This is a genomic window from Acinetobacter lwoffii, assembly GCF_029024105.1.
GTDB lineage: Bacteria > Pseudomonadota > Gammaproteobacteria > Pseudomonadales > Moraxellaceae > Acinetobacter > Acinetobacter lwoffii.
Window position 1 is genome coordinate 286,572 of record NZ_CP118963.1, and the last position, 17,528, is coordinate 304,099.

General features: G+C 46.5%; 15 protein-coding genes. 8 read left to right on the top strand and 7 right to left on the bottom strand.

What is annotated here, in order from left to right; all coding sequences use genetic code 11:
* Position 1: 1 nt before the first annotated feature.
* The 3 genes from lptG to PYW33_RS01205 all read left to right on the top strand — a co-directional run bounded on the left by lptG (position 2) and on the right by PYW33_RS01205 (position 3,948).
* Positions 2 to 1,072 carry an LPS export ABC transporter permease LptG gene (gene lptG / locus PYW33_RS01195; RefSeq protein WP_004281054.1) on the top strand — a complete coding sequence of 357 codons (1,071 nt, stop codon included), beginning with the start codon at positions 2 to 4 and terminating at the stop codon, positions 1,070 to 1,072.
* Between the two features lie 124 nt (positions 1,073 to 1,196).
* Positions 1,197 to 2,744 carry a 2,3-bisphosphoglycerate-independent phosphoglycerate mutase gene (gene gpmI, locus PYW33_RS01200; RefSeq protein WP_004644915.1) on the top strand — a complete coding sequence of 516 codons (1,548 nt, stop codon included), beginning with the start codon at positions 1,197 to 1,199 and terminating at the stop codon, positions 2,742 to 2,744.
* Positions 2,745 to 2,775: 31 nt separating this feature from the next.
* Complete coding sequence (locus PYW33_RS01205; RefSeq protein WP_004644916.1) at positions 2,776 to 3,948, top strand: S41 family peptidase; 1,173 nt, start codon at positions 2,776 to 2,778, stop codon at positions 3,946 to 3,948.
* Here the strand turns inward: PYW33_RS01205 and PYW33_RS01210 are convergent, their stop codons facing one another.
* Genes PYW33_RS01210 through gacA form a run of 3 tightly spaced genes read right to left on the bottom strand, consistent with a single transcriptional unit; the run spans position 3,949 to position 7,611 of the window.
* On the bottom strand, positions 3,949 to 5,373 hold the full coding sequence (locus tag PYW33_RS01210) for a sigma-54-dependent transcriptional regulator (RefSeq protein WP_004644917.1): 1,425 nt from the start codon (positions 5,371 to 5,373) through the stop codon (positions 3,949 to 3,951).
* 14 nt (positions 5,374 to 5,387) lie between these two features.
* Positions 5,388 to 6,953, bottom strand: coding sequence for a sensor histidine kinase (locus PYW33_RS01215; protein WP_004644918.1), 1,566 nt, complete (start codon positions 6,951 to 6,953; stop codon positions 5,388 to 5,390).
* 22 nt (positions 6,954 to 6,975) lie between these two features.
* Entirely contained in the window at positions 6,976 to 7,611 is a 636-nt protein-coding gene (gene gacA, locus PYW33_RS01220) for a response regulator transcription factor GacA (RefSeq protein WP_004281059.1), read from the bottom strand.
* Positions 7,612 to 7,830: 219 nt separating this feature from the next.
* Here gacA and PYW33_RS01225 point away from each other — a divergent pair, with 219 nt between their 5' ends.
* Entirely contained in the window at positions 7,831 to 8,892 is a 1,062-nt protein-coding gene (locus PYW33_RS01225; protein ID WP_004281060.1) for a serine hydrolase, read from the top strand.
* A 57-nt stretch (positions 8,893 to 8,949) separates the two neighbouring features.
* On the opposite strand, the gene thrC is transcribed toward PYW33_RS01225, so the two are convergent.
* From thrC to xerD, 4 genes are all read right to left on the bottom strand, one after another.
* A complete protein-coding gene (gene thrC / locus PYW33_RS01230) occupies positions 8,950 to 10,089 on the bottom strand; it encodes a threonine synthase (RefSeq protein ID WP_004281061.1) in 1,140 nt (379 codons plus the stop codon).
* Between the two features lie 56 nt (positions 10,090 to 10,145).
* A complete protein-coding gene (locus PYW33_RS01235) occupies positions 10,146 to 11,453 on the bottom strand; it encodes a homoserine dehydrogenase (RefSeq protein ID WP_034605826.1) in 1,308 nt (435 codons plus the stop codon).
* Between the two features lie 127 nt (positions 11,454 to 11,580).
* Entirely contained in the window at positions 11,581 to 12,393 is an 813-nt protein-coding gene (locus PYW33_RS01240) for a DsbC family protein (RefSeq protein WP_004281063.1), read from the bottom strand.
* Positions 12,394 to 12,492: 99 nt separating this feature from the next.
* Complete coding sequence (gene xerD, locus PYW33_RS01245; RefSeq protein WP_004281064.1) at positions 12,493 to 13,410, bottom strand: site-specific tyrosine recombinase XerD; 918 nt, start codon at positions 13,408 to 13,410, stop codon at positions 12,493 to 12,495.
* Positions 13,411 to 13,584: 174 nt separating this feature from the next.
* Here xerD and PYW33_RS01250 point away from each other — a divergent pair, with 174 nt between their 5' ends.
* The 4 genes from PYW33_RS01250 to murD all read left to right on the top strand — a co-directional run bounded on the left by PYW33_RS01250 (position 13,585) and on the right by murD (position 17,518).
* The gene (locus PYW33_RS01250) at positions 13,585 to 13,845 is read left to right on the top strand and encodes a FeoA family protein (RefSeq protein ID WP_004281065.1); all 261 of its coding nucleotides are present in this window, start codon (positions 13,585 to 13,587) and stop codon (positions 13,843 to 13,845) included.
* Positions 13,842 to 15,698, top strand: a complete 1,857-nt coding sequence (feoB, locus tag PYW33_RS01255) for a ferrous iron transporter B (RefSeq protein ID WP_004281066.1) — start codon at positions 13,842 to 13,844, stop codon at positions 15,696 to 15,698. Before PYW33_RS01250 ends, feoB begins: the two co-directional genes overlap by 4 nt.
* A gap of 59 nt (positions 15,699 to 15,757) precedes the next feature.
* Positions 15,758 to 16,009, top strand: a complete 252-nt coding sequence (locus PYW33_RS01260; protein WP_004281067.1) for a DUF6587 family protein — start codon at positions 15,758 to 15,760, stop codon at positions 16,007 to 16,009.
* A gap of 162 nt (positions 16,010 to 16,171) precedes the next feature.
* On the top strand, positions 16,172 to 17,518 hold the full coding sequence (gene murD, locus PYW33_RS01265; RefSeq protein WP_004281068.1) for a UDP-N-acetylmuramoyl-L-alanine--D-glutamate ligase: 1,347 nt from the start codon (positions 16,172 to 16,174) through the stop codon (positions 17,516 to 17,518).
* Positions 17,519 to 17,528: the final 10 nt, after the last annotated feature.

Sequence of the window (17,528 nt, forward strand, 5' to 3'; positions counted from 1 at the left end):
AATGTTGGCACGTCGTATAGTTGCAAAACATGTGACCCAAACCACTGCGCTGGCGATGCTGGGTGCAACCGCAGTATTGGCAGGTTTACAGGTATTATTTACTTATCTGGGTGAGCTTGGCTCGCTCAAAGATGGTTATGGTGCCTGGGATGCCTTGAAATATGTGCTTTGGGGCGCACCAAACTATTTATATGAAATCCTGCCGATTTCTGCACTGATTGGTGCTGTCCTAGGTCTTGGTACATTAGCCTCGAATAGCGAGCTGATTGTGATGCGTTCGGTCGGCGTGAGCTTATGGCGCATTGTCGGCTGGGTCATCCGTTCGGCACTGTTGTTGGTGGTGTTGTCATTTGCCCTGAGCGAGTGGGTCATTCCTTATACCAATGAACAGGCCAAAAGCGTCAAGAGTGCCAGTAAAGCCGCTCAGCTCGGTGAAGTGCGTGGTTACTGGACTCGGGAAGGGCAGCGCTTTATTTATATCGATTATGCTAACTCGCAAGGCCAGCTGAAAAATGTGCAGATGCTGGACTTTGACCAGAACTATCGTTTGCGCGGTACCTTGCAGGCAGATCAGGGGCAATTCGTTAAAGATGGTTCCTGGACACTGGACAATACAGAGCAGTTCGATATTTTACAAAATGGCAATGCCACGTTGGTTAAGCAACAACAGCAACCTTTAGCGCTGGCATTGCAGCCCAAATATGTACATATGGTGACGATTGATCCTGAAGATTTATCGCCTAGCCAACTAGTGAGCTTTATGAGCTATATGCATGAATACAGCCAGGTACCGAAAACCTATCAGCTGGCCTTCTGGCAAAAACTTGGTTCGCCTTTTGCCCTGATTGCACTAGTAGTGATTGCCTGTTCATTTATCTTCGGGCCGTTGCGTCAGCAATCCATGGGTTTCCGTCTGGTGATTGCCTTATTTGCCGGACTAGGTTTCTTCTATCTGCAGGATTTCCTCGGCTATGCCAGTCTGATTTATGCACCATCTCCGGCCTGGTTCGTGTTTATTCCGATTCTGATCATGTTCGGCATCGGCGGATACTTGCTGCATCGGGCGCGCTAAGGCACAGGAAAATAGAACAAATCAATCATCATGAGAGGCTTAAACCATATACGGGTCATGGCCTCTTTTTATAAACTTCGCTAAAATAGAGCGATTAATTCGTAGACGAACAGAGTATTTCATTATGACGGATGCAACTGCTGGCAAAATCCCTCACGTTTTGGTGATTATGGATGGTGTGGGTCATCGCGAAGCGGTCGAAGACAATGCGTTTTTAGCAGCTAAACGACCAAATTTAACTGCGATACAGGACAAGCATCCGCATGGTTTGATCTCGGGTTCAGGTGAAGATGTCGGCCTGCCGGATGGCCAGATGGGTAACTCTGAAGTTGGACATATGAACCTCGGTGCAGGTCGTGTGCTGTATCAGGACTTTACCCGAATTACCAAAGACATTCGTACTGGCGACTTCTTTGAACATGAAGTTCTGGTCGATGCAGTTGAGAAAGCCAAAGCTGCAGGTGGGGCAGTACATTTGCTTGGCCTTTTGTCTGAAGGTGGTGTGCACTCCCATGAAGATCATATTGTGGCGATGGCAGAGCTAGCGCTAAAACGCGGTGCGCAAGTCTATTTACATGCATTCTTAGATGGTCGTGATACGCCGCCTAAAAGCGCACAACCTTCTTTAGAAAAACTCGATGCCTTATTCGCTCAATATCCAGGTCAAGGTCGTATTGCCACCATGATCGGCCGTTATTTTGCCATGGATCGTGACAACCGTTGGGATCGTGTTGAACAGGCCTATCGGTTGTTGACTGAAGGTGAAGCGGTTCGTACAGCTGCCAGCGCAGTTGAAGGTTTGGAACAGGCTTACGCAGCCGATGAGTCGGATGAGTTTGTTAAAGCGACCCGTATTGGCGATCTGGCGAAAATTCAGGATGGCGACAGCGTCGTATTCATGAACTTCCGTGCCGATCGTGCCCGTGAATTGACTCGCGCATTTGTAGAAAAAGACTTTGCAGGTTTTGAACGTAAAGTCGTGCCGAATTTGGCGAAGTTTGTCATGCTGACGCGTTATCAAGCCACGATTGATGCACCTGTAGCGTATATGCCTGAAGCGTTGAAAAACTCGATTGGTGAATACTTATCTGATTTGGGTAAAACACAGCTGCGCATTGCGGAAACAGAAAAGTATGCGCATGTGACTTTCTTCTTCAGCGGCGGCCGTGAAGATGAATATCCGGGTGAAAAACGTATCCTGATTCCATCGCCAAACGTAGCCACTTATGACCTCAAACCGGAAATGAGTGCTTATGAAGTGACTGATGAGCTGGTGGCTGCGATCAATTCAGGTGAATTTGACCTGCTGGTCGTGAACTTTGCCAATGGGGATATGGTTGGTCATACTGGCGTATTCGATGCTGCGGTGAAAGCAGTAGAAGCGGTTGATACCTGTTTGGGCCGGGTTTACGAAGCCGTGATGGCGCAAAAAGGTCATATGATTGTGACTGCCGATCATGGTAACGTAGAGCAGATGCAGGACTATCACAGTGGTCAGGTACATACTCAGCATACCACTGAACTAGTTCCATTTATTTATGTGGGTCCAACTCAGGCCACGATCGCAGAAGGCGGTGTACTGGCAGATGTCGCACCGACTTTATTAAGCCTGATGCAAGTTCCGGTACCTGCTGAAATGCAAGGTCGTAACCTGATTCAGCTTGATGCATAATTTTCGATAAAATTCTAAAAAAGGTCAAAGAATGGCAAGAACACGCTGGAAGTCTGTTGTAATACCATGCTTACTGATGTGTTTGAGTCATTCAGCCTGGGGGGCGGGTTCAAATGAGCCGGCATTCGATGATATGGAAATGGATGGGCAGGTCTATTCTGAAATTCCCGTAGCATCCATTCAGGAATTTGTGCAAATTTATGGCATTGTAAAAGACAATTATATTCAAGATAAAAATGACGATGCCTTATTCCAACAGGCCATTCAGGGTCTGGTCAGTGGCTTAGACCGCTATTCCCGCTATTTGTCGCCTGAAGATTATAAGCAGCTGCGTGAATATACCGAAGGTGATCTGGCCAGCATTGATTTTGATCTGCAATTTGACCCGCGGATGAAGCAATGGGTGGTTCAGGGCTTGAATGCCGATGCAGATTCAGCCAAGCAGGGACTGCGTAATGGCGTCACTGTTTATAAAATTGACGATCAGGTATTAAGTAGCCTGAATCAGGAACAAGTCCGGCAGTTATTGAGCGGAGCAGTTGGCTCTACGCTCACGATCCAGCTTTCCCCGCAAAGTCCGGCCGTTCGTCTGGTCCGCAATACCAAACTAGATACTGAAATTAAATCGAGCTTGCACAATAATCAGGTACTGGTATTGCAGGTCAAGGTTTTTCAGCAAGATACTGCCAATGAAATCAAGCGCCTGATTGAAAGTTATGCCGACAAGCGCCTAAAAGCCGTGCTATTTGATTTACGCAATAATCCCGGTGGCTTACTCTCGGCCGCAGTTGAATCTGCCGATTTATTTTTGAATCAGGGCGTGATTGTATCGACCAAAAGCCGTGCTGAAGGCAACCAGCAATTTCAGGCCTTGCCGAGTTTTGAGTTCCACAATCTGAAAGTTGGGGTGCTGATTAACAACCGCTCGGCTTCTGCAGCAGAAGTGTTTACTGCAGCCCTGAAAGAACATAATCGTGCCTGGGTAGTCGGAGAAAAGAGCTATGGCAAAGGCGTAGTACAGAAACTCTTTCCTTTAAGCAACGGTTCGGCTCTACAGATGACAGTATCGCAATACTTTAGCCCGAGTGGCCAGATGATTGAAGGGCGGGGCGTACAGCCGCATTTCAACTATCCGTTTAAGCAGGAAATGCGTGAGGAGAGCTATCTGGAACATGTCACAGACTTGCTGCTCCTGCAAAAATAATTATTCGTCTTCTTCGGTATCCAGTCCGAACTTTTTCAAGCGATAGCGCAGGGAACGGAACGACATGCCGAGTTTTTTGGCGGCCAGTGTCCGGTTCCAATGGGTCAGATTCAGCGCATTGAGTAAAATTTCTTTCTCGACCTTTTCCAAATACAGCTCTAGACCCTCTTCAGGCAGCTTTTTAGGTGCAATCAGGGTCTCGGTGGCAATGATCTCGCTCGTGAGCGTATTCATCTCCTGAGGGCTGTTTAGCGCCTGACGCAGCGGTGCGCTCTGCAAATGCTGAAGATCAATCCGCTCTTCATCACTTAAAGTAATCGCACGTTCCATAATATTGCGTAATTCACGCACATTACCTGGATAATATTGTCCCAATAAAAACTCTTTGCTGCGTTCGGTCGGTTTTTTATTGGGAATGCCCCATTCCTGGCAAATTTTCTGAATAAAGTGTTCAGCCAATAACAGAATATCCTGACCGCGTTCACGCAGCGGCGGTAAAGTCAGATCCATTACATGAATACGGAAATATAGATCCTGGCGGAATTTGCCTTGTTGCACCAAGGCTTCCAGATCCTGATGGGTAGCACTGATCACGCGGAAATCCACATCAATTTCGGTATCTGAACCGAGTGGACGAATACGTTTTTCCTGAACGGCACGTAACAGTTTGACCTGCATGGAAAGCGGTAATTCTGCAATTTCATCCAGAAACAGACTGCCACCATGTGCAGATTGAATCAGGCCCTGTTTGTCCTGAGCAGCGCCGGTAAAGCTGCCTTTTTTATGTCCAAACAGTTCGCTTTCCATCAATTCAGTCGGAATGGCACCACAATTAATCGCAATAAAAGGACCTTCATTGCGGTTACTCAAGCGATGGACCAGATTGGCCACGACTTCTTTACCTGTACCTGATTCACCTGTGATAAAAACCGGTGCTTGTGAGCGGGCAATTTTTTGTAAGGTAATGCGTAATTGCTGAATTGGCATGGATTGTCCAATCAGCATTTTATGTTCGAGTGCATCATTCGGATTATTATGCGAATAATCCACCGGTTTATTCAGGGCTTTTTGTAAGAGCTGTTCCAGATGTTTCTGATTAATCGGTTTACTGACAAAGTCAAAGGCCCCGGCTTTGAGCGCGGCAATGGCGATTTCCATGTTGCCATAGGCGGTCAGAACCGCGACCGGAAGTGCCGGATAGAGGTTGCTAATCCAGTCCAGAAGCTCCAAACCATTGCCATCGGGCAGATTCAGGTCGGTCAGACAGGCATCATATTGATGATTGGCAAGGCATTTTTTAGCGTCTTCCAAACGATGGGCAATGTGCGTGCGAATTCCCATGCGCAGCAATGACATTTGCATGAGGGTACATAAATCCTCCTCATCATCCACCAAGAGCACCAGTGGTTGTTGTTCCCCATTCATCTTCCTTGACCCCTTTAAAGCGTAATACGTTGACAGCTGATGCGAAAGCATGCGCCCTGTTCTTGTTGTATATAGTTTAATTGTGCCTGATTTGCTTCGCAAAAACTATGTGATAAATACAATCCTAATCCGGTACCACTAATCGATGTACTAAAAAAGGGTTTAAACAATAAGGCCTGATCATGTACGGCTACGCCAGAGCCAAAATCCCGTACATCAATCCAGACCCGATGTTCATAGGGATGCACATTCAGCTGAATATAGGCTGCATCTGCTGAATTGTGACGAATGGCATTACGAATCAGATTAATGAGGATTTGCCGGAATTGTGCTTCATCAAACTGAATTACCAAAGGGATATCAATATTAAATTGAATCTGATCATGAATATCGGCCAGATCTTCTTGGATAAATAACGGGATAAAATCATTGAGATGAATCGGTATAGGATGGGTTTCTTTATTTTTGACCATATTCAGCGTGTCCTGAATAATCCGGTCAATCCGGGTCGCCTGTCGGCCAATCATCTGCTGGAGTAGCTGTTGCTGTTCAGTTTCCGAGTCCAGATATAAATCATTGGCTTGCACAATGGCAGCTAGGGGGTTGCGAATTTCATGGGCAATACTGGCCGAGAGTTGACCCAGTGCAGCAAGTTTAAGTTGCTGCACCTGCTGATTCAGTTTTTTGGCATCCTGTAACACCAGTAGCATTAGAGTCTGATGTGGCACAATCAGTTTTTGCACCTGCACATGAATATTATAGCGACTTTGCTGAGATTCAAACTGAAAGCGCTCACCATTTTCCAGTGTCTCAAAATGGATCAGTTCAAATAAATCTGGCTGTGACTGAGATAAGGTGAATTTCTCATGGCCGTATTTGGACTCAATTCCAAGAAGATTACAGGCGGCAGGATTACTGAGTACCACATGGTAGTTTTCATCCAGAACCAGATAGCCGGTTTCAATCTGCTCCAGAATATAGCGGTTAATATTCTGTAAGCGATGCAGTTCCAGCGATTGAGAAAAATTTAGATTTTCCAGAATCTGAAAGCGGCGTATGGCAATTTGTCCAGTGCCATAGACCACAAAAAATAAAAAGGCCAGCAAGGCGCTATTACTGATATTGCTGAGTGATGAAAATGCAAAAATACTGCCGATAAAATGCTGATAAATTACGCTGATAACAGCAACCAGCGTGACGACCAAGGCCTTTTTTGCATCTAATAATAAAGATGCAGAAAAGATAGTAATCACAAACAGCAGCCCGATTTGCAGATTAGGACCGTCGCTCGCCAAAGTCAGCAAACTTAAAACGCAGACATCGCTAAAGAAAATCATAATCAGCTGCGGCTGGATCAGGCGTCTGATCCATTTCAGCACAAACAGCTGTACGGTATTGATCGCAACCCCGATTCCCAGTGCATAATAATACAGCTGCGGGTATTGATAATCGGTGGTGAGTTCGGGGTAGGTCAGCATAAAAATCAGCAACAAACCGGTGCTGATCAGCAGACGATAAGCGCTGTACCAGATACCGAGATGGTATTGATTCAGTTCAGCATAGTTTTTTTGTTGTGCCATATGCACCGGAAATCGTTAAAAGCTAAGGTTTAATGAGTCCATAGCGCATGGCCAGATGAGTCAGTTTAACATCGCTATCGATATTCAGTTTTTCAAAAATACGGTAACGATAAGTATTCACGGTTTTAACACTCACAAAGAGCTTGTCGGCAATTTCCTGGGCGCTGATACAATTCACGACCATCATCGCGACTTGCATTTCACGCTCTGACAATGCATCAAAAGGCGATTGTTGTGTATCAGAAAGGTAAGAGCTTGCTAACTGTTCCGCAATGTCTGCACTGAAATATTTGCCGCCTTGCATGACTTTGTTAATCGCACGGACCATTTCCGAAATCGGGGCCCCTTTGGTGATATAACCTTTGGCACCGGCTTTCAATAACAGGGACGGATAAGGCTCTTCTGCTAAACCGCTAACCGCCAAAACTTTGGTTTCCGGCGCACTCTGAAGTAGACGGCGCGTGGTTTCTACGCCACCAATGCCCGGCATATTCACATCTAACAAAACTACATCAGGATGATGTTGACGAACTAGAGAGATCGCTTCTTCACCAGATTCAGCTTGTCCAATTACCTGAACCTCCGCATGGTCTTCTAGCATTCTGCAAATTCCAGTACGAACTAATTCATGGTCGTCCACAACTAAAACTGTGATCACCTACGCTCTCCCTCTGTTAAAAAAATCATTTTTTTGTTACATAAAGCAAAATAAGCTTGCAATGAAAGTACAAAATTAGCAATCCTATTCGCAAGATTAAATCTGAAACTTATCACACAGTGTCAAGAACAAAAAATGTTCGGCATTGTGTTTAAATGTAAGGCATATTAGAGGTAATACGCAAATCAATCTTACCTCTGTTAGTTGAGTGAAGGAATAGTGAAGAAAATAAACAAGTCTTTAAGGCATCTACTCGGCCTGTCCGTGTTAATCAGCATGAGCACGACAAGTTTTGCTGAAATCATTATGAATTCTGGCACGGCAGAGGACGGTTCCAGCATTAGTTGGTCTTCTGAAGAAGTTAACCAGTTAATGAGCGATGATTTTAATGCGTCAGCCAATGAGCCTTCGCCACCCGGGTCTGCAACAGTGACCACTACTTTGCGTCAGGTCGGCACAGCAGCGCCAGCAGCAGCCAAACCTGCTTATACTGCGCCGCAGATTATTGATACGAATCATTTTAGTAATCAACCTTCTGTCAATGCACGGGCTGCACTGGTCATGGATGCACAAACCGGTGAGGTGCTGTTTAGCAAAAATACCAATACTGCCTATCCGATTGCATCGATTACCAAGCTGATGACAGCGGTGGTCATTTCTGATGCACGTCTGAACATGTCGGAAAAAATCACACTACAACAGGCTGATTTTTCCTGTTCAGGTTGTAAAAGCTCAAGCTCGACTTTAAGAGCAGGGGACAGCATGAACCGTGCTGAAGCTTTACTGTTTGCTCTGATGAAGTCCGAGAATCCGGCTGCTGCCGCTTTGGCACGCACTTATCCAGGTGGCCGATCAGCGTTTATTGCCAAAATGAATGCAAAAGCCAAAGAGCTCGGCATGAATTCTACCCGCTTCATGGAGTCAACCGGTTTGCATCCGGGTAACATGGCTTCAGCTCGTGACTTGGGAATCTTGGTAAATACTGCCTCTCAATATGGCCTGATTCGCCAGTTCTCGACCACGCCAAGCTATGACTTTAACTTGGGTTATCGTGTGTTGAAATCGAATAATACCAATGCCTTGGTACGTAATGGCGGCTGGAATATTAATATTTCTAAAACCGGTTTTATTAATGAAGCAGGGCGCTGTGTGGTGATGCACACGACTCTGAATAACCGTCCGGTGGCGGTGGTACTTTTAGGTGCAAACAGCTCACAGGCGCGTACCAATGATGCGACCCGTTTAATGAGTTGGGTCAGCCAGCAACCTAAACGAATCTAATTGATTGGTTCATAAAAAAACCCTGCAAGTGCAGGGTTTTTTTAATTCTGGCCGGAATTACATATTCGACAGAATAGAGTCTTTAACTTGACTCATAGTTGCATCAATCGACAACATCACGGCATCAGCACATTGCTTGATAGCAGTGTCTGGATCTTTCAGACCGTTACCCGTTACGGTACATACGATTACTGAACCTTCAGCAATTTTACCCGCTTTAATATCACGGATGGCACCGCCGACAGACGCAGCAGATGCCGGCTCTACGAACACACCTTCATACATAGAAAGCAGACGTTGAGCTTCGAGAATCTCCGCATCAGTCAGTTCATCGAACCAGCCGTTTGAATCACGAACAACCGCTTTAGCATGATTGAAGCTTTGCGGATTGCCGATACGAATCGCAGTTGCAACAGTTTCCGGGTTTTCTACTGGACCGCCACGAAGGAACGGTGCAGCACCAGAGGCTTGGTAACCTGCCATGATTGGCAAGCCAGCCGGTTTAGGACCAGTAAAGGCATCAGTTTCAGCATCGTAAACGACTTGCTCAAATTCTTCTTTCGACTGGTTGGCAACCGCTTCAGTATAACCCATCCAGTGCGCAGTGATGTTACCCGCATTACCGACTGGCAGGCAGTGATAATCCGGTGCACGACCTAAAGCTTCAACGATCTCGTAAGCAATGGTTTTTTGACCTTGCAGACGGTATGGGTTGATTGAGTTTACAATCGTTACCGGTGCCTGATCGGCAACTTCTTTGACCAGACGCATACCGTCATCAAAGTTACCGCGAATTTGCATGGTGATCGCACCATACATCATCGCTTGTGCCATTTTACCCATGGCAATTTTGCCTTCAGGGATGAGCACGAATGCTTTAATGCCGGCACGCGCAGCGTATGCAGCCGCTGCTGCAGAGGTGTTACCAGTAGATGCGCAGATGATGGCTTTAGAGCCTTCTTCAACGGCTTTGGTCACCGCCATAGTCATACCGCGGTCTTTAAATGAACCAGTCGGGTTTAAGCCCTCGTACTTCACATAAATTTCAACATCTTTACCAATAATGCGTGGAATATTCTCAAGCTTGATCAGTGGAGTATTACCTTCACCCAAAGAGATCGCACGAGTAGTTGCAGACACTGGTAAACGGTCGCGATAGCGGTCAACTAAACCAGTATAACGATTGGCATTCGACATGATGATGTTCCAATTGTGTGTAGAGCTTGGCAAGGGGAATCCTCCCCTCAACCCGATTAATTATCAAGCGATTCTAAACGAATTCGTACAATTTCGCCATGAATGACGGGTAATGCTTGAATTTGTGAAAGCGCTGCATCCATTTTTGATTCGACGATAGGATCGGTCAGAATCACGATAGGAATAAGGTCTTTGGATAAACGCGGTTGCTGCATGATCGCATCAATACTGATGCCGGCACGACTGAGAATTGTGGTGACATCGGCAAGCACGCCCATCTGATCTTCGGCATTAATACGGATGTAATAGCCGGTGGTCATTTGTTCACGACTCAAGATCGGTAAATCACTGAGCGCTTCAAAAGCCAGTTGCGGAATAGTACCTGCGCCGTCTTCTGTGTAAATGATGTCACGGACAATATCGACGACATCAGCAACAACCGCAGAAGCCGTTGGTCCCGCACCTGCGCCAGCACCATAGTACAGTGTTGGGCCGACCGCATTCGCTTGTACCAGAACCGCATTTTTCACGCCGTTAACATTGGCAATCAGCTGGTCATCTGGAATTAGGGTCGGGTGTACACGGAGTTCAATCCCGGCATCAGTACGGCGTGCAATGCCCAGATGTTTAATCCGGAAACCGAGGTCTTCGGCATATTTCACATCTTGTGCCGTGACTTTGCCAATGCCTTCAGTAAAGACTTTGTCAAACTGAAGTGGAATACCAAAGGCACATGAGGCCAGAATCGTCAGCTTGTGTGCTGCGTCAATGCCTTCCACGTCAAAGGTCGGATCGGCTTCGGCATAACCCAGTTCTTGCGCTTCTTTCAGCACATCTTCAAAAGCGCGGCCTTTTTCACGCATTTCACTAAGAATGAAGTTACCTGTGCCGTTAATAATACCGGCCAGCCATTCAATCTTGTTGGCTGCCAAACCTTCACGGATCACTTTAATAATTGGAATGCCACCAGCCACTGCGGCTTCATAGGCAATTTGCACGGCATTGTCTTCAGCCGCTTTAAACAGTTCATTACCGTGTTCAGCCAAGAGTGCTTTGTTGGCGGTTACAATATGTTTGCCATGTTTCATGGCTTCCATGATGACTTCATAGGCAGGATGAATTCCGCCCATGACTTCAACCACCACGTCTACATCAGGTTGACGCACGATGTCCATCAAATCAGCACTTTGTTTGACCGATTCTGGCAGATCCAGATCAGGACGTGGACGACGGGTGCCTACATGGGTAATTTCAATTTCACGACCGGTGCGACGTTTGATCTCAGCAGCATTTTCTTTTAATAGTTTCAAGGCACCACCACCTACAGTACCAAGACCGAGGATTGCCAGACGAACTGGTTTCACGTCACACTCCAAATTAAACAGTTTTTTACAAGAACCTAGATCATAGCTAAAAAAACCGCCTGACTCTAGGGTCATTTTCAGAATATCTTTATCTATAAATTAAAGTTAAATAACGTATTAAAATGAGTTATTTAAGCCGGTTCAATAATTCCGAGGTAGACAGGTAACCGCCCAGATAAGCCCCTGCTGAATTATAAATGGCAGGGGTGCCATTCACGCCCATATTCAGACCCATTTGATATTGATCTTGAACAGGATTTTCACATTTTTCTGCGCTAATCTGTGCACCGGCAATCGCCTGGTCAAACGCACTACGGCGGTCGGCACTGCACCAGATCGCTTCCATGGCTGGCATATGCTGTTCACCACGCGGCCAGGCGATATAACGCACTTCAATGCCTTTGGCATTCATCTCATCCATTTGTTCATGGAATTTATGGCAATACGGACAACTGACATCGGTAAACACATAGACCACATGCTTGGTTTTGCCTTTGGCTGGATAGACCAGCAAGTCTGCTGGCTTGAGTTCGGCAAAGAGTTTATTGTTGATGCCTGCTTGCAGATTTTCGCTGACATTGTGCAGCTGTTTATCGCCGAGACGGATCACATCGCCCTGAATCAGATACTTACCGTCACTGGTGACATAGACCGCAGACATGCCTTCCAGGCTGACCCAGAACAGGTTCGGGACTTCGGTGGCTTTAATGTCGGTGATTTTGGCACTGATGCCGGCAGTCTTGAAATGCTTTTCCAAGGTCGAAACCAGGCGCTGTTGGGCATTACGTTCGGTCAGGGTAGAGGCTTCGCCCGTTGCTGGTGCACTTGCAGTGAGCGTATCTTGCTTTTTATCGTTGTTCGTGGAATTGGAACATGCGCTAAGCCCCAAACCAGCAGCAAGTGTGCAAGCCATAAAAACTTTTGAGCGGGCAAATGTCATAAATAACCCTTTTCTTCTTGGACTAAAAACAGAGCATTAGCATAACAAAAAAAAATACAATCACGTCAAACTTCTCAGTTTATTCGACCTGTAAACGTTTTAAGCCCGTGGATGATGGGTCGCGTGTAGCTGTTGCATCCGTACCTGCGCCACATGAGTATAAATCTGGGTGGTAGACAGATCACTATGTCCGAGTAACATCTGTACCACACGTAAGTCTGCGCCATGATTGAGTAAATGGGTGGCAAAGGCATGGCGCAAGGTATGCGGTGACAGTTCGGATTGAATTCCGGCCTGCAGCGCATAACGCTTAATGGCATACCAGAAATTCTGCCGGCTCATGATGCCGCCATGCTGGGTCAGAAACAGATAATCGGTCGAAGTCTTGTACAGTTGCGGACGGGCTTCATTCAGATATTTTTCCACCCATTCACAGGCCATTTGTCCCATTGGAATCAGACGTTCTTTATTCCCCTTACCGACGATACGTAAATAACCCTGTTTTAAGTTGATCAGTTCCAGACGCAGGTTAATCAGTTCGGTCACCCGAAGTCCGCAGGCATACAGCACTTCAAACATGGCGCGATCGCGCAGCCCTAATGCCGTGTTGATATCCGGGGCATGAATCAAGGCTTCAACATCAGCTTCGGACAAATCTTTAGGTAAGGCCCGGCCCAGTTTCGGGGTTTTATGTGCGGCCACCGGATTGTCACTACGCAGTTTTTGCTCGCGTAAAAATTTATAAAATGAACGCAAGGCAGACAGGCAGCGGGCAATCGAACGTGGGCTTTTTTGCTGTTTGGTCAGCGCAATCAGTACATCGGAAATATCATCATGATTCCATTCGGGCAGAGGCTTGCTCAAGCATTCTGCACATTGCACCAGATCGGACAAATAGGCATTGCGGGTATGCGGGCTGACCGTTTGTGCAATCAGATAATCACGAAAACCTTGCAAATAACTGAACGCATCAGGAATCTGGACAGGGGCAGGAATACGGGGTTTTTTATTCAGCATAGGGTGAAAGGATCTGATCTAAAAAAGCGATAATCGGGATTGGTATTCTCCACTGTAGTTTAATTTTATGACAGTGTCGATGTGGTATAAGGCTAAATCGAAATGTAATTAATCTTATTTGTTAATTATTCTCATTTGTTTGTATACTGTACAAAATAGTTTAGGAATTTCACGGTGCGTTTGTCTGATTTAAAAGCAAAACAAATTGCCATCATTCGAAAAGTGAGTCGAACAACTGATGGTGAAAGTGCTCTACACGATGTCGTCGCGAGTCGTTTGGAAACTTTAGGCTTTGTACCAGGTACAAAGGTACAGGTCATTACTAAAGGTATTTTTGGTGGAGATCCCATTTTGATTCAAGTTGGATTCACACGTTTTGCTTTGCGTAAATCAGAAGCAGCCAAAATTGAAATCGAACAGGCGGTGTCGGCATGAGTGATACATTACGTATTGCCCTTGTCGGTAACCCTAACTGCGGTAAAACTTCATTATTCAACCACTTAACTGGAACACGCCAAAAAGTCGGTAACTATGCGGGTGTGACGGTTGAACGTAAAGTCGGTACTTTTCAGCTTGCTTCAGGCAAAGCGGTACGGGTACTGGATTTGCCGGGAACTTATAGTCTGGATGCGACCAGTCCGGATGAAGAAATCACCCGTAATGTGGTGCAAGGTAAAATTGCGGAAGAGCAGGAGCAGGATGCATTTTTGTGTGTGGTAGATGCCACCAATCTGAAATTACATCTGGGTCTGGTGCTGGAAATGATTGCGCTGGATCGTCCGGTGCTGGTCGTGCTGAACATGATGGATGAAGCACGCCGTCGTGGCATGCAGATCAATACCCAGAAGCTGTCTGAGCGACTGGGCGTGCCTGTGGTAGAAACGGTGGCTGTGCGCAGTTCAGGCATTGAAAACCTGAAAAATGCGCTAGATCAAGGCAAGTATTCTGTACCACAGACTGAGCTCAGTGGCTTGAAAGGTGATAGTCACCAGCGCGTAGAAAACATTCTGAATGACGTGGTCAATTTCGTCGATCAGGAAGATAAGCGTACCGATTTTCTTGACAAGATTTTTCTGCATCCGGTATTGGGCTTACTCAGCCTAGCTGTAATGATGTTCGTGATTTTCCAGGCGGTATTTGCCTGGGCTGCGCCGTTTATGGATGGGATTGAATCCTTCTTTGGCTGGCTGGGTGAGTTCCTCGGCGAATATATTTCGCACCCATTACTGAATAGCCTGGTGGTGGACGGGATTATTGCCGGTGCCGGTGGCGTGGTGGTGTTCCTGCCACAGATTCTGATTCTGTTCTTCTTTATTTTAGTACTAGAAGAATCGGGTTATTTACCGCGTGCAGCATTCTTGCTCGATAAACTGATGTTTAAAGCCGGTTTGTCAGGACGTGCCTTTATTCCGTTATTGTCCAGCTTTGCCTGTGCCATTCCGGGGATTATGGCATCGCGGACCATCAGTGATCCACGAGATCGTTTAACCACGATTTTTGTTGCACCTTTAATGACCTGTTCGGCGCGTTTGCCGGTTTATGCCTTGCTGATTGCGGCATTTATACCGGCACAAACTGTCTGGGGCTTCCTGAATCTGCAAGGTCTGGTGCTCTTCGGTCTGTATATGGCGGGTATCGTAAGTGCTTTGCTGGTGTCTTTTGTGTTGAAATTCTTCCACAAAGATAAATCACAGCACATGTTATTGATGGAGCTGCCAAGCTACCGTTTTCCGGATTTGAAGAACGTTTGGATCGGCTTGCTGGATCGCGGCAAAATCTTCTTGAAACGTGTCGGTGGTATTATCTTCGCCTTATCGATTGTGCTGTGGTTTCTATGTACTTTCCCGCAGCCCCCAGAAGGGGCAACCCTGCCGGCCATTGATTATTCATTGGCAGGGATGCTCGGTCATCTGATGCAGCCAATCTTTGCACCGCTCGGTTTTAACTGGCAGATCTGTATTGCCCTGATTCCGGCGATGGCAGCGCGTGAAGTGGTCGTTGCAGCACTGGGCACAGTTTATGCGATGTCGGCAGTTGATGAAGATGCGATGTCTGAAGGTCTGGCTGCACTAATCAGCGGTGGAGGGGATCTGGGCTGGTCAGTTGCGACAGGTTTGTCTTTGCTGGTGTGGTTTATTTATGCACCACATTGTCTGGCGACTCTGGCAACAGTTAAACGTGAAACCGGTTCCTGGAAAACTGTCAGTATCATGACTGTTTACCTGTTTGGTCTGGCATATTTCATGTCATTCCTGACTTATCAAATTGCTTCATATTATTTGGGCTAAATCTCAGCTTGGCCTTGGCCAATTGAATTTGCTGCATTGTATAGGTATGGGAGATTGAGATGATTGAAATTCTAATTGTGACAGCGCTGGTGCTTTGGAGCATGCTGGTCGTATTCAAAAAGGTGTTTCCCAACACCTCTAATTCAGTCTTTCAGAAGCTGTCTGATGCCTGTGCGGCCAAGGGTTGGCAGCGTCTGGCCAAATGGCTGCAACCGGGTATGGCTGCAGGCTGTGGTGGCAACTGTGCCTGTCCGGTTTCAGAAAAAAGTTCAGAAGAAAAGCCAGCCCAACAAGCGGTGAAATGGAAATAATTTCCTTTTCTGGCTGAATTTTAAAAACCGTCATGATCATGACGGTTTTTTTACGCATGGACACAAAAAAAATGTGCAGAAAAGCCAATCAGAAAAGGCATTCAAAACAGCAAAGTGCTACCATTTCGTCAGTTTCAAAATAGACCAAAATATGGGGCGAAAATGTTAATACAACGTGGTGGGTTAAAAGTCGTTGCAGGACTCGGAATATCAGGTGTTGCAGCAGTCAATTTCTTGCATAGTCAGGGCTACCGCGTTGCAGTAACAGATTCTAGAGCTAACCCGCCAGGGCATGAGCAGATACCCGCTGAAGTTCAGACCAGTTTCGGTCAGTTTGATGCCGAGCTGTTGTTGTCTGCGGAAGAAATCGTGATCAGCCCAGGACTTGATCCTAAACTTCCTGAAATTCAGGCAGCCATCAACAAGGGCATTCCAGTAGTCAGTGAAATCCAGATTTTACGCCGTGCTACAGACAAGCCAATCGTAGCAATTACCGGTTCTAATGCCAAAAGTACCGTGACGACCTTGATTGGCTTGATGGCAGCGGATGCTGGTAAAAAAGTCGCTATCGGTGGTAACTTAGGTCGTCCTGCGCTAGACCTGACTAAAGACGATCCTGAGCTGTATATACTCGAGCTGTCCAGTTTTCAGCTGGAAACCACCTCAAATCTGGCGGCTGAAGTCGCGGTGGTGTTGAACATGAGTGAAGATCATCTGGATCGTCATGGCGATATGATGGGTTATCACACGGCGAAACACCGGATTTTCCAGGGTGTAAAAAAAGTCGTCTATAACCGTGATGACTCTTTGACCCGTCCTCTGGTGCCAGACGTAACACCGATACAAAGCTTTGGTCTAAATGCACCGGATATGAACCAGTACGGTATTCTCAAGGATACGGATGGCAGCATCTGGCTGGCGCGTGGTCGTGAGCGTCTGCTGAAAAGTACCGAGATGTATATGCAGGGCACGCATAATGTTGCCAATGCCTTGGCCTGTCTGGCGCTGGGTGAAGCGATTGGCCTGCCACTGGAAAGCATGTTGAATACCTTAAAGACCTTTAAAGGTCTGGAACATCGCTGTGAATTCGTTAAAGAAGTGCAAGGCGTACGTTATTATAATGACTCCAAAGGTACCAATATCGGCGCAACCTTGGCAGCACTGGACGGTCTCGGCATGGCCATTGAAGCCCAAGGCGGTAAAGTCGCGATTATTCTCGGTGGTCAGGGCAAAGGGCAGGACTTTAAAGCCTTGCGTGAATCATTAAGCAAATATGCCAAAGTAGCGGTATTAATCGGTGAAGATCGTCCCGTCATTGAAGCAGCGATTGCGGGTACGATTGAACTGATTCATGCGGACAGCTTGCAGCAGGCAGTAGAAATCTGCCAAAAGCACACTCAGGCACATGATGTCGTGCTATTGTCTCCTGCATGCGCAAGTTTTGATATGTTCTCGGGTTATCCTGAGCGTGGTCGCAAGTTTGTTGCGTATGTGAATGAACTCAATTAAGAATAACAAG